The following is a 13,663-nucleotide window of genomic DNA, read 5'->3' as shown; positions in this document are numbered from 1 at the left end:
TCGCTCAATCATACATACGCATCGATCGGCGGGCACGAGCAGGCGAGGTTCCGATCTCCGTACGGACCGTCGACCCGGCGGACCGGAGGCCAGTACTTCGAGGCAACCGCAGTCCCGAGCTTTGCGGGGTCGGAAAGCGCGTCGTCGGAAACGCCCGGATAGACAGCCTCTTCGCGCGAATAGGAGTGATTCCATTCACCCACAAGAGCGGAAGCTGCCGTGTGCGGGGCGTTGACGAGCGGGTTGTCATCCGCGGGCCAGCGGCCCTCGGATACGGAACGAGCCTCGTCGTGAATCTTTTCGAGCGCCGAGCATAGCCGATCAATTTCCCCGAGGTCTTCGGATTCGGTTGGCTCGATCATGAGAGTCCCGGGGACCGGAAACGACATCGTCGGGGCATGGAAGCCATAGTCAACGAGACGCTTCGCAACATCGTCAACGGTAATCCCGGTTTCCTCCCGGAGCGGCCGCAGGTCAATGATGCATTCGTGCCCAACAAGGCCACCCGGTCCGCGGTAGAGCACCGGCAGGATCTTGTCGAGGCGCGCGGCGACATAGTTTGCTGCGAGGACCGCCGACTGGGTTGCCATCCGGAGTCCCTCTCCTCCCATGAGGAGAATGTAGGCGTAGGAAATCGGAAGGATTCCTGCCGAACCGTAGGGGGCCTGCGAGACGGCACCGTGACCGGGGCGCTTCGCCGATTCGCTTCCCGTCACCTTATTCTCCGTGAACGGATGCGAAGGCAGGAACGGAACCAGGTGACTGCGTGCGGCGACCGGTCCCACGCCGGGACCTCCACCACCGTGCGGGATCGCAAAGGTTTTGTGGAGATTGAGGTGGGAAACATCGCCACCAAACTCGCCCGGCGCCGCAACGCCGACGAGAGCATTGAGGTTGGCACCGTCGATGTAGACCTGTCCCCCAGCATCGCGCACCTTGGCGCACACCTTCCCGACGGAATCTTCGTAGATGCCGTGCGTGGATGGGTATGTGATCATGATCGCACCAATCCGATCCCCGGCCTCCTCGATCTTCTTGTCGAGATCATTAAGGTCAACGGAACCATCGGGAGCGGTGGCCACAACAGCGACGCTGAAGCCAGCGAGTACCGCGGACGCGGCATTCGTGCCGTGGGCCGATGCCGGGATCAGGCAGATCCGGCGATCTTCCTCCCCGCGGGCGATGTGGTATTTACGGATCGCAAGCAACCCGGCAAGCTCACCCTGTGATCCGGCGTTCGGTTGGAGGCTCACCGCGTCGTAACCGGTGGCCGAGGCTAGCCAGCTTTCCAGTTCATCGATGAGTTCAAGATATCCAACGCGGTCCGCTTCGGGAGCAAACGGGTGGATCTTTGCGAAGCCGGGCCACGTGATTGGCGACATTTCGATCGCCGAGTTGAGCTTCATCGTGCACGACCCGAGGGGGATCATGCCGCGGTCGAGCGCATAGTCCTTGTCCGCAAGCGTCTTGAGGTAGCGCATGAGAAGGGTTTCGGTGCGGTACCGATGGAACGTCGGGTGCGTTAGGTAGTCATCGTCACGGGTGAGTGAGACGGGGTATCCGGCATCGATTCCGGTCATGTCCGCCTGCGTCCCGCAGTCTTCGAGCGCGGCTACGACCTCGTCGATAACGTCCGACGTGGTGGTTTCGTCGCAGGAGAGCCGGATGGTGGATTCATCGACCTTCCAGGCGGTGATGTTGGCGGCCAGGAGGTTGCGGCGTGCCCGGTCGGCCCCGCCCGGTATTTCAAGTTCGATCGTGTCGAAGAACGAGGTGGTGTTCACGGGCACACCGACGCTACCGAGCTTCTTGGCAAGGTCCACAGTGTGTTCGTGTACGGTTTCGGCAATTCGCTTAAGCCCGTCCGGCCCATGGTAGACGGCGTAGGCGGCAGCCGTCACGGCGAGGAGGACCTGGGCGGTGCAGATGTTGGACGTGGCCTTTTCGCGGCGGATGTGCTGTTCGCGGGTTTGGAGTGCGAGGCGATATGCGACCGATCCATCTGCGTCTTTGGATACTCCAACGAGGCGTCCGGGTAGTTGCCGCTTATGTGCGTCCTTGACGGCGAGGAAGCCTGCGTGTGGCCCACCTCCGGCCATGGGCACTCCGAATCGCTGGGAGTTACCGGCGACAATGTCTGCGCCCCAGCTTCCCGGGCTGGCCAGGATGGTGAGTGCGAGGAGATCGGCGGCAACGATGACGAGGGCTCCCGCCTCGTGGGCGCGTGCCGTGACTTCTTCCAGTTCGGCGAGCTCGGGCAGATGTCCAGATGCACCGGGGTACTGAATGATAATCGCCGCGACGGTGTCGTCAATCTCGGAGAAGTCGGATTCGACAAGGTTGATATCAACGGCCCGAGCGCGGGTTTGGACCACTGCGCGGGTGGCGTCAAAGACGTCGGGTGAGATGAGGACGGTGCTGCGCTTCTTAACAACCCTGTTGGCGAGCAGCATGGCTTCGGCAACGGCCGTTGCTTCGTCGAGCATCGAGGAGCCCGCGATGTCCATCCCGGTCAGTTCGGAGACGACGGTCTGGAAATTGACGAGCATTTCCAGTCTGCCCTGGCTGATTTCGGGCTGGTAGGGCGTATATGCCGTATACCAGGAAGGGTTTTCAAGAATGTTCCTGCGGATCGCGGCGGGCGTGACGGTGTCGTAGTAACCCTGCCCGATCATCGAGGTTCTGACCGTGTTCTTTTCCGAAAGCTCAGTAAGCCGCGCGAGGACCTGTTGCTCGGAGGCCGCCTCGGGAAGTCCCTCGGTGGCGCTTCTCGTGAGCCCGTGCGGGAGGGCAATGTCGGTTAGCTCGTCGAGGCTGGCAACGCCGACCTTGGCGAGCATGGCCTGACGGTCACTCCCCCACGTTCCAATGTGCCGGGGAAGAAATTCTGTCATTTCGTCTCCGTGATCAGTGCCCGGTAGGCCTTAGAGTCCATGAGGTCATCTCCTGCGGCGGTCACGTCGAGTTCGTAGAGCCAGCCCTCTCCGTGCGGATCATCGGTCGCGAGCTTCGGGTCATCAACGACTGCTTCGTTGACGGCGGTAACCGTTCCGGAGGCGGGTGCGACGAGGTCGGATACAGACTTGACCGATTCGATTTCTCCGCAGGCTTCTCCAGCCGTGACTTCGTCACCGACGTCGGGGAGTTCAACATAAACGGCCTCATCGAGGGAGGTGGCCGCGAACTCGGTGATTCCGACCCGTGCGGGGCTTGTCTCCGTCAGCCATTCGTGGTCCGGGCTGTACTTGCGATCGTTGGGGTACATGGGCACCTTCCTCTTTCTTAGTTGTTGCTCTGGTAAAACGGTAGCGCTGTGACGGTCATGGGTTGGTCTTTACCTCGCACGTCGGCGACGACGGCTTGGCCTTCGCCGATTCCTGGCTTCAGCAGCGCAAGCGCGATCGGGTACCCGAGCGTTGGGGATAGCACGCCGGACGTAATCTCCCCAACGTCCTCTCCGTCGATACGTATTAGTGAGCCCGCTCGAGCAGCTCGCCTGCCTTCTCCTACGAGACCGTACAGCGATGTGGCGGGATCACCGTGGGACCGAAGGGCCTGAGCGCCAACAAACTCGTGGTCGAGCTTGACGACCCGACCCTGCCCGGCACCCGCCGGGGTAACGTCACGAGAGAGTTCGTTGCCGTACAGCGGCATGCCTGCCTCGAGCCGAAGCGTGTCGCGTGCCGACAGGCCGCACGGCTGCAATCCGTGAGCCTCCCCCGCCGTGGCGATGATGTCCCACAACTGGATCGCTGCGTTCGCGTCCGCCATCACCTCGTAGCCGCGCTCACCCGTGTAACCGGTGCGGGCGAGGTGGATCGGGACGCCCGCGAGCGCATACCTGCCGTGCCGGTAGTAGCCGAGTTCAGCGACCGCTGCGCGGTCCTCTTCGTCGATGATGGAGAGGAGGATGTCGAGGCTGGCGGGGCCTTGGACGGCGATGAGGCAGCGGGATTCGGTGTTGTCCTGGATGGCGACGCGGGCTTCGATGGCGGCGGAGCGGCTGGTGAGTTCGTCGGCGACCGTGAGCCGGTTGGCGCCGTTAGCTATGACGAGGAAGTCGGTGTCGTCATTGCGGTAGACGATGAGGTCGTCGATGATGCCGCCGGCCTGGTCGACCATGAGCGAGTAGCGGGCTCGACCAATCGGCATTCCCGACAGGATGTTGACGAGCGAATAGTCGAGGACCGCTCCCGCGTCGGGGCCTTCCACTCTAATCTGGCCCATGTGGGACAGGTCGAACATGCCAGCCCGTTCACGGACCGCGGTGTGTTCCTCCCTGTCGGAGGTGTAACGGAGCGGCATGTTCCATCCCGCAAAATCCGTCATCGTCGCACCAAGTTCGAGGTGCTTGGTCTCCAGGGCAGTCACATTCAAGCTCATACGGTCATTATTCCCGCTTTTTGTATGGCGCGCGACGCAATTGCCCGACTCGTTGTCCCAGGGGATGCCGATGCTGTGGGGTGGGGCGCCACCTCCGGGCGGATGGGTGAAGCTACTATTCGCGCGGAGGGCGGTCTTCTTCCTCGTCTTCGGACTTCCACCAAGGCGGGACGATTCCCTGTTGCAGGGCGGTCCACACGAGGTCTGCCAATCGGCTCTTGACGCGTGTCGATTTGGCACGGAAGTAGAGATGAGTGGCGAGCCGGGAGTAGCCGCACCACCAGGCGAGGTACGCGGCGCACGCGAGGGCGTGTACTCCGTCGGGTTCTCCTACTCTTTTGGCGAGGAGCGTCAGGGCGGCGTCGATGCGGGTTCGGTCGGGTGGATAGCTGGGCGGCACGAAGGCCTGGCCCACTTCGATGTTGTCCGCACCGGGCTTGCCGACGGCCCAGACGATGATCGTGTCCCTTATTGACCCCATTTGCAGCGATCCGGTGGCGGGAGTGGCCGTGGGTGGTGTGCCCTCCAATTCTTCTTGGAGCGCGAGACGCCACTGATCGTCAGCTTCTTCAGCATCGTCGAGGCTGAACATTGGGCCGCTACCTTCCGGCCGTGGCCCGTCGAAGGCCTCGATCAAGGTGTCGAGGCGGTCGTTCGTCATCGCGTCAGATTCTGGTTCGTCAAGCCAACCGTGATTGGAGTAGATGCGGAAGCGGACACCGCCGTGCGAGATGATGACATCCCAGGAGAAGCCGCCCTCTCCCTTGAGTTTGTGAAGCGCTCGTGTGATCTTGAGAAGCTCCGGGTCGCTGAGGTCGTGCGTGTCGGGGAAAATTAATGCAATTGCGCTTTCGGCTGGTTCGGGGGCCTCCACTTCCTTCCAGTACTCCATGTCGAGGATGCGGACCTCGGCAACGAGCTGATCATTCGTTCGGATCAGTGCGAGCTTGCCGCTGGTTTCGTAGTCCATGGCTTCGACGGCTGCGTATGACAAATGTGCGAGGGGGATGACCCCGGGTTGCGTTGCTCTCATGCCCCGATAAAACCGCGAATGCCGCACCGAGAAAGCTCGAGGAAGCGAAGCTGTGGATACAGTCGGGTGCCGATAAGAGTGCCCTTTCACGTTAGAGTGGGGGCATGCATGAGTCCCTTCCCTCGATAATTTCCGATCGCACCCTTGACGCTTTGAAAGGGTATGGTTTTCCGGACGCGGATCGGGCTCTGCTCCAGTCCTTTACCGACCCAACGTTGAACCTCCTGGGTGGCGGTAAGCGGGTGCGCGGACTCCTGTCGATCGCTGGCGCCATGTGCACAACCGGGATCGAACCCTCTGACAGCGCTTTTGAAGTGGCCGCTGCAGTCGAAATCTTCCAGGGCGCGGCCCTTGTCCATGACGACATCATGGATGATTCCCCCACGAGGCGCGGACAGCCAGCCGTTCACGTGGCCTTTGCCAGCAACTTTGAGAACTCGGACCTTGTTGGCGACTCGGCAATGTTTGGACGGGATGCGGGAATCTGCTCTGGCGACTTCCTTCTCGCCCTCGCTTCCTCCCACATGCTGAAGCATGCCTCGATGCCGGCCAATCAGCGTTTCCAAACAATGTGCGCCGAGGTGGCGTTCGGACAGTTCCTCGACATTCGCGCCGAGAACATCGATCTCATTGCACTCCTGGACGGAGACAATCCGCGCGAGGCCCTTCTTGCGGCCCGGCAGGATGCTTTCTCAGTTCTTCGCCACAAGTCGGCGCGCTACTCGGTGCGCGATCCCCTCCTCATTGGTGCGGACGCCGCCGGAGCAGACGAAACGTTGCTCGACACCCTGAACAGAATCGGCTCACCCCTCGGTGAGGCCTTCCAGCTACGGGATGACGCCCTCGGTGTTGCAGGTAACCCGGCACGGACCGGCAAGCCCACCGGTGGCGATCTGCGCGAAGGTAAGCGAACCGTCCTTATCCTCACCACGCTTGCTCGCCTCGCAGGAACTCCGGAAGCAACCGAGATCGCACGCGCGCTCGGCCAGGATCTCACCGACACCCAGGTGCGGGACATAACGGCAGCCATTGTCGACTGCGGCGCCTGGGACGAGCACGAGGAACTCATTGCCGAACGCGAACGTGCCGCCCAGCTCGCGTGGGAGGAACTCCCTGCCGGCCCCGGCAAGGACCTGCTCGACCAGCTCATGCAGCGGCTAACCAACAGGAAGCACTGAGACAGCCGCCAAGTACCGACACCAGGTAGGCGCACAGGTTGCGAGTGACTTCCCGGGTGTAACTGCGTCTGAACCTCGCGCCTAGATGCATCCATTAGGACATCGGCCAATTAAAGATCGGGTCCCGCTCACATTTCAGCGGGACCCGATCTCAATTAAATGATGTCGTTCATGAAATTAAAGTTTCGCGTGCCAACGCGGGCACGTAAGCACCGGCGCCCAGGCAGCAAACTGGCCTTGCACAGTCACGCATTGCTCAGTAGGCGAGGGCCGAGGCTACCCGGCGCACGGCTCGGTGCTTCCCGTCGTGCAGGGCATCCATGGGGGTTGCCTCAAGCTCATTATTAAAGCGGTGTAGCCAGTCGTGCGCTTCGTCATCACTGAAGCCACTGTCGGCCAACAGGACCAGCGTGCCACGGAGGTTACCAAGAACCTCCCAGCCGTTATCAGATTCGACAAGCTGATCGCTTGTGACAACAAGAGGACCGCTAGGCCGCGTAGCGAGAAGACGTTGGTCAGAAATCATCGTTCGCACGTCTCGGAGCCGCACATTGAGCGCGTCTGCAACCTCGGGAAGGGACATCTGATCGGGCAAGACAGAGTTCACAGGAAGATGATAGGACCAATTTTTCATTTCGGTTGGCGACACGCCGCATCATCGACTAGTGTCACATCTGAACCATCTGTCACAAATTTATCACGGTGAACAACATAATCATTAAGCTCATCGGTAACGTGACCTGTCTCGGAGGATCGATGTCGTACTCACGGCGCTCATTCGGCGTAACCATGGCTGCAACGGCCGCCATCGGAGCTCTTGCTCCCCTTCCCGCCTCAGCAACTGACCTTCCCGCCGACAATCCGGCACTCAAGCTCCCGACCGCGACATACCAGGTCGCCAGCGGCGATTCGGTTTGGGAGATCTCGCAGCGCTTCGGCGTTTCGATGAACTCGATCATTGAAGCGAACGGTCTCGGCCGCAGCGCCGTGATCTACCCGGGACAGCGGCTCGAGATCCCGTCCTCCGGTTCCACCCAGTCGACTGCACCTGCCGCTTCGTCCGGATCGAACACCACCGGTTCGAGTGCGTCGGCGAAGACCTACACCGTGAAGCGCGGCGATACACTGTCGGGAATCGCTCTGAAGAACGGCACGTCCGTGTCCGCTCTGAAGTCGAACAACGGACTCTCTTCGGACATCATCTACCCCGGACAGAAGCTGTCGCTCACGGCGTCCTCCTCGAGCAATTCTGCGAGCTCTTCTTCCTCTTCTTCAGCATCGAACGGTTCCTCATCGGCGTCGACCTACACGGTGAAGCGCGGAGACACTCTCGGAGCCATTGCCGCTCGCCACAACACGACGGTCTCCGCGATCGTTACGGCGTCGGGACTCAAGAACGCAAACATGATCTACCCCGGTCAGGTCCTGAAGCTCAGCGGTTCAGCAAGCACGTCGACCCCGGCGAGCTCCACTCCAAGCACTCCCGCCCCGAGCGCGGAGTCCACGACCTACACCGTCAAGCGTGGCGATACCCTCGGAGCAATTGCCTCAAAGCACGGCACCACAGTTTCGGCAATTATGCGGGCCTCGGGCCTGTCCTCGACCGTGATCTACCCGGGTCAGGTCCTGACCGTGGCGGGCACCGCATCGAACACGGGCGGCGGATCCTACGATCTCGTCCCGAACACTTTCCTGCACTACACGTACCCGGATGCCACGGTTCGTTCCGCCAATGAGAACAAGGCATACCTGAACTCGATCGCCGTGCCCTCGCGTGCGGAGACTCAGGCCATGGTCCGCCAGGTAGCGATTCAGTATGGGGTCGACCCGGCACTGGCCCAGGCACACGCCTTCCGGGAGTCGGGCTTCGATGCTCGCGCGGTCTCCCCCGCAAACGCTATCGGGACCATGCAGGTCATTCCCTCTTCGGGCGAATGGGCCTCGGACCTGGTCGGCCGCGACCTGAACCTGCTTGACCCGTACGAGAACATCGTGGCCGGTGTTGTCATCATCCGTCAGCTCCAGGCAAGCGCCGGCTCGCTTGACGCCGGCATTGCTGGCTACTACCAGGGCCTCGGATCCGTGCGCCGCTACGGCATGTTCTCCGACACCCAGCAGTACGTCCAGCGTGTCAAGGCCTCCATGGCACAGTTCCGTTAATCTCAATGGTCACTGCTCCCCAGCCCCGCTTACCGTCGGAGCTGGGGAGCGTCGTTTAGTCTATATACGTGAAAACTGTGCCTGATCCGCTTCTGGGGACCGTCATCGATGGACGGTACCTCATTCGTGCCCGCGTGGCGCGGGGCGGCATGGCCACCGTCTACAAGGCCCAGGATCAGCGACTGGACCGGGACGTGGCCGTCAAGGTCATGCATCCGCACCTGGCCGACCAGGACGAGTTCGTCCAGCGTTTCCACCGGGAAGCACTCGCCGCCGCAAAGCTTTCCCACCCGAACGTTGTCTCCGTCTATGACGAGGGCACCGTCGAGTCCGACACCGTCAACGCCATGGCCTACCTCGTCATGGAATACATTAGCGGCGACGATCTGCGTACCGAACTCAGCAGGCGCGGCTCTCTGCCCCTCGGTATGGCTCTGGAAATCATTCGCCAGGTTCTTGCCGCCCTCGGTTCCGCGCACCAGGCGGGCCTTATTCACCGCGACGTGAAGCCCGAGAATGTCATGCTCGTCAACGGTGACGACGTGAACGCGAAAGTCACCGACTTTGGCCTCGCCCGCGCCGTTGCGGCCGCCCGGTCAACAACCGCCGGCACCGTGCTCGGCACCGTGGCCTACCTGGCACCCGAAGTGCTCCAGGAGCAGGCGACCGCCCGATCGGACATTTATGCCGCCGGCATCATGCTCTACGAGCTCATCGCCGGTGATGTGCCGTTCACCGCTGAAACTCCCATTGCCCTGGCATACAAGCATGTCAACGACAACATGCCACGCCTGTCGACGATGGCACCGTGGATCCCGTCCTCTGTCGACTCCCTCATTGGTTTGCTCACCGCCAAGAACCCTGAGCAGCGCCCCGCTAACGGTACCGAGGCCCGGGACCGCGTCCAGGCCGTACTCAACGATCTTGATGACATCATCGCCAAGCGACGGGTCGCCGTTACCCCCACGAACCTTGACCGCACTTCGTCCGAGCGAAACAAGCTTGCACAGACCGGTTCGCACGACACCCGCACGTTCACGCCCGCCCACAAGACAGCTGTTCTCACGGCTCCCCCGGAGCAGACGAAACGGAAGATTTCCCGCGGTCATGAGATCGCCAAGCGCCGCTCTGGCTCCAACGAGGTCGCTTCCTCGACCACGTCGACGATATGGCGGTGGCTCATTATCCTCCTCCTTATCGGCGCCTCCGCTGCCGGCGTCTACTGGTATTTCACCGCCGGACCCGGCATGAGAATCGCCGTGCCTGACGTCGCTGGCAGGCAGCAGGACGCTGCCGTCACCATCATTGAGACCGTCGGACTTACCCCGGTGATCGAAACGGACTACTCGGACGATATCCGCGAAGGCTACGTCATCTCTTCCGATCCCGAGCCTGCCACGCAGATGGCAAAGAACGAGGAAGTCACGCTCACGGTTTCCCTCGGAATCGAACAGGTCACCGTTCCCTCGGTCGTTGGACTTCCCCGGGAGACGGCCACGCAGCAGCTAACGGACAACCGTCTCGAGGTGGAATACGACGAGGACTACTCCCAGACCGTCCTCGAAGGCAACGTTATCGAGCAGTCGATCGAGGCTTCCACCGAGGTCGACCATTCCTCCGTTGTTACCCTGACCGTCTCGCTCGGTCGGGAGCCCGTCGAGATTGTCGACGTCACCGGCCAGCCGCTTGAAGAAGCAACCGAGACCCTTACCGAGGTCGGCTTGGAGGTCGATACCGACAATGCCTACTCCGACGAAGTTCCCGAGGGCAACGTGATTGCACAGTCGACCTCAGGCTCAGCCTTCCGCGGTGACTCGGTGACGCTCACGATCTCCCTTGGCCCCGAGCTGTTCGAAGTTCCGGACGTCTACGGCATGTCTCGCGGCGACGCAACGGACGTGCTCGAGGAATTGGGCTTTGTTGTCGAGTACGAAGACTTCCTCGGAGGCGTCTTCAACCGGGTCCGCGAACAATCGATTCCCGCAGGTGAAGAACACCCTCGTGGCACCGTCATCACCCTCATCGTCGTCTAGGACAAGCGCAGTCTTCGACAAACGAAGTCCAGGACCCCCACGCACTTCAATATGGGTAAAGGCGTCCCATCGCGACAAATCAGATAACGGAAGAAGCGGAAGACCTGCATGGTCTGCCGCTTCTTCTTTGGTTAGAAGGCCCGCCGGTTACAGCCGGCAATCTTTAGTCTGCTACTTGTCGCTGTCTCGCAACATCTGGGAGACAAGGAACGCTAGCTCGAGCGACTGCCTGTGGTTGAGGCGCGGATCAACGAGCGTCTCGTACCGCTGAGAAAGGATCTCTTCAGACAGTTCTTCAGAGCCGCCGAGAACCTCGGTGACGGAGTCACCGGTGAGTTCGATATGAACACCGCCGGGCACCGTGCCAAGTCCGATGTGGACGTCGAAGAAGCCGCGGACTTCATCGACAACATCTTCCATGCGCCTCGTCTTGTAGCCATTCGACGCGGTGATTGTGTTGCCGTGCATCGGGTCCGTCATCCACGTAACCGGGCGCCCGTCGCTCGTAATGCCCTCGACGAGGTCGGGAAGGATCGACCTGATCTTCGAAGCACCCATGCGGGTGATAAAGGTCAGGCGGCCTTCCTCACCGTCCGGGTTGAGCTTGTCCATGAGGCGCCTGGCATCATCGACTGTTGAGGTCGGTCCAAGCTTGACACCAATGGGGTTGCGGACGTGCGAAAGCAGGTCGACGTGGGCACCGTCGACGTCGCGGGTGCGTTCACCGATCCACAGGAAGTGCGCGGACGTGTTGTACGGCTTGCTGGTGCGCTGGTCGATACGAGTCATTGCCGTCTCGTATTCGAGTAGCAACGCCTCGTGAGAGGAGTACATGTCCACCGTACGCAGGTTCGGGGAGTCAATCCCCGCGGCACTCATGAAGCGGAGTGCCCAGTCGATGTCTTCCGCCATCTTCTCGTACTTCTTGTACGCCGGGTTCTCCGTAAAGCCCTTGTTCCATTCGTGCACCTTCGACATGTCGGCAAAGCCGCCACCGGTGAAGGCCCGAATCAGGTTCAGGGTTGTTGCCGAGCGATGGTAGGCATCCACCATGCGCTGCGGATCCGGGATCCGCTGCTCGGGCGTGAAGTCGTGACCGTTGACAGCATCTCCCATGTAGGAGGGCAGCTCAACGCCATCGCGGGTCTCCAGCGGGTTGGAACGCGGCTTCGCGTACTGACCCGCCATGCGCCCAATCTTCACAACCGGGAGTGCAGCCCCGTAGGTCAGGATGATCGCCATCTGCAAGATGGTCTGGATCTTTGCGCGGATACGAGCCGCGGACACGGAGTCCACAAACGTTTCGGCGCAGTCGCCGCCCTGGAGGATAAAAGCCTCTCCGCGGCCCGCCTTGGCGATCTCTTCCTTGAGCGTATCGGCCTCGCCAGCAAAGACGAGGGGCGGCATGGAGCGCAGATAGTCGCCAACGCCCCGCACCTTGTCAGCATCCGGCCAGGCAGGCTGGTGCTTGGCGGGCAGTTCCCGCCAGCGTTCGAGCGACTGGTAAATCTCATGTACTGGTTGCGATTCCACGACACCGATCCTATACAGAAGTGACCACGTGGCGGAATCCGTCCGCCACGCGGTCACCCTTTCGTTAATTTGAGTCAGTCAGATGAGTTGCTCAGTCAGCCTTGAGGGGCTGGCCGATGGTCTCCATGACCTCTTCGAACCACGGAACAAACATGTTGAACTTCTTGTGGCCTGCAATGCGGTCAAACTTGATGGACTTCAGCTTGTTGCCGTCCTCCTCGTCGTGTCCGACAACGCCCGAGTCTCCGCGGAGTGCGGACTCGACGGCGTAGTCGACCATGCCCTTGATAAGGCGCAGATCCTCGGCACGCGCGCTGGCTGCACGCGAGTAGTAGCCGGACTTCTGGACCATGACCTTCTCGGCACCGAGGCGCTCGGCGAACTTGTCGGCAAACCACTGTCCAGGGTTGATCTTGTCAAGCTTGACGTGGCCGAAGGGATCGCGGGGAACCTCTTCGCCGGCCGCTTCCATCTCTTCAATGATCTCGTCGACGCCGGCACCCTCCGAGAGGAAGATGTTGACGTTGCCCTGCTCGTCCATGACACCGCGGAGACGCTCTGCCTCGGTCTCAAGGTTGATATCCATTTCCGGCAGGTACACGGCGTGGATGTCCCAGCGTTCTTTCTTGAGGCCGGCCGAGGGCAGCCACTCCTGGGCGTCAACCCAGCGACGGTAGTCGTAGGAGGCGCGTGCCGTCAGGTAGCCGCAGGCGCGTCCCATGACCTCGTGGATGATGAGCATGCGGGGCGAGGAACGGTGCTCACCGATGATGTTGATCGCATACTCGGCAGCCTCCTCAGCCGCCGTGAGGGCGCCCAGGGACTGGGCGATCGGAACAATGTCGTTGTCGATCGTCTTGGGAAGACCAACGACGGTCAGCTCGTACTGGTGCTCGTGCAGGTAGGCAGCGAGATCAGCGGCGGTCGTGTTCGTGTCGTCACCACCGATGGTGTGAAGAACGTCAACGCCGTCCTTGCGGAGCTGCTCCGCAGCTACCTCGAGCGGGTTCTCGCCTTCCTTGACGAGGCCGCGCTTGACGAGATCGTCAACGTTCGTGAGCTTGACCCGCGAGTTACCAATGGGGGAACCGCCAAAGTTTTGAAGAACTCCTGCGTTCTTGCGTGCCTCCTCGTCGAATACGATCTTCGTGCCGGTGAGCAGGCCGTGGTAGCCGTACTCGTAGCCGACAATCTCGATTTCGGGATCCAGCTCGTTGTAGCGCTCAATGAGCCCGCCAACAGCGGAAGAAAGGCAGGGGGCGAAGCCGCCCGCAGTCAAGATAGCAACACGGTTCAATGCCATGATTAACCTTCCATTGGGAACAGTACCGATTCATTCTATC

General features: G+C 61.3%; 10 protein-coding genes. 3 read left to right on the top strand and 7 right to left on the bottom strand.

Going from position 1 to position 13,663, the window contains the following annotated elements; all coding sequences use genetic code 11:
- Nucleotides 1–8 precede the first annotated feature (8 nt).
- The 4 genes from gcvP to EJ997_RS02440 all read right to left on the bottom strand — a co-directional run bounded on the left by gcvP (nt 9) and on the right by EJ997_RS02440 (nt 5,416).
- Nucleotides 9–2,894: an aminomethyl-transferring glycine dehydrogenase gene (gene gcvP, locus EJ997_RS02455; protein ID WP_126703178.1), complete on the bottom strand. Its 2,886-nt coding sequence runs from the start codon at nt 2,892–2,894 to the stop codon at nt 9–11.
- A complete protein-coding gene (gcvH, locus tag EJ997_RS02450) occupies nt 2,891–3,265 on the bottom strand; it encodes a glycine cleavage system protein GcvH (RefSeq protein WP_126703177.1) in 375 nt (124 codons plus the stop codon). Before gcvH ends, gcvP begins: the two co-directional genes overlap by 4 nt.
- A 17-nt stretch (nt 3,266–3,282) precedes the next feature.
- The gene (gcvT, locus tag EJ997_RS02445; RefSeq protein ID WP_126703176.1) at nt 3,283–4,383 is read right to left on the bottom strand and encodes a glycine cleavage system aminomethyltransferase GcvT; all 1,101 of its coding nucleotides are present in this window, start codon (nt 4,381–4,383) and stop codon (nt 3,283–3,285) included.
- Between the two features lie 115 nt (nt 4,384–4,498).
- Nucleotides 4,499–5,416, bottom strand: a complete 918-nt coding sequence (locus tag EJ997_RS02440; protein ID WP_126703175.1) for a DUF4192 family protein — start codon at nt 5,414–5,416, stop codon at nt 4,499–4,501.
- Nucleotides 5,417–5,520: 104 nt separating this feature from the next.
- Here EJ997_RS02440 and EJ997_RS02435 point away from each other — a divergent pair, with 104 nt between their 5' ends.
- A complete protein-coding gene (locus EJ997_RS02435) occupies nt 5,521–6,594 on the top strand; it encodes a polyprenyl synthetase family protein (RefSeq protein ID WP_126703174.1) in 1,074 nt (357 codons plus the stop codon).
- Between the two features lie 256 nt (nt 6,595–6,850).
- On the opposite strand, the gene EJ997_RS02430 is transcribed toward EJ997_RS02435, so the two are convergent.
- Nucleotides 6,851–7,201 (bottom strand): Rv2175c family DNA-binding protein, encoded by a 351-nt coding sequence (locus tag EJ997_RS02430; protein WP_228201556.1) that lies wholly within the window; start codon nt 7,199–7,201, stop codon nt 6,851–6,853.
- Nucleotides 7,202–7,350: 149 nt separating this feature from the next.
- On the opposite strand from EJ997_RS02430, the gene EJ997_RS02425 reads away from it, so the two are divergent.
- A complete protein-coding gene (locus tag EJ997_RS02425; protein ID WP_164719725.1) occupies nt 7,351–8,754 on the top strand; it encodes a lytic transglycosylase domain-containing protein in 1,404 nt (467 codons plus the stop codon).
- A gap of 68 nt (nt 8,755–8,822) precedes the next feature.
- Nucleotides 8,823–10,787, top strand: a complete 1,965-nt coding sequence (pknB, locus tag EJ997_RS02420) for a Stk1 family PASTA domain-containing Ser/Thr kinase (protein ID WP_126703172.1) — start codon at nt 8,823–8,825, stop codon at nt 10,785–10,787.
- Between the two features lie 171 nt (nt 10,788–10,958).
- Here pknB and EJ997_RS02415 read toward each other — a convergent pair whose 3' ends face one another.
- Together EJ997_RS02415 and EJ997_RS02410 are read right to left on the bottom strand one after the other, a co-directional pair.
- On the bottom strand, nt 10,959–12,320 hold the full coding sequence (locus EJ997_RS02415; RefSeq protein ID WP_126703171.1) for a class II 3-deoxy-7-phosphoheptulonate synthase: 1,362 nt from the start codon (nt 12,318–12,320) through the stop codon (nt 10,959–10,961).
- Nucleotides 12,321–12,411: 91 nt separating this feature from the next.
- Nucleotides 12,412–13,623, bottom strand: a complete 1,212-nt coding sequence (locus EJ997_RS02410) for a pyrophosphate--fructose-6-phosphate 1-phosphotransferase (protein ID WP_126703170.1) — start codon at nt 13,621–13,623, stop codon at nt 12,412–12,414.
- Nucleotides 13,624–13,663: the final 40 nt, after the last annotated feature.

The organism is Flaviflexus ciconiae (assembly GCF_003971195.1).
Classification (GTDB): Bacteria; Actinomycetota; Actinomycetes; order Actinomycetales; family Actinomycetaceae; genus Flaviflexus; species Flaviflexus ciconiae.
This window is presented reverse-complemented; position numbering and strand designations above follow the sequence as displayed.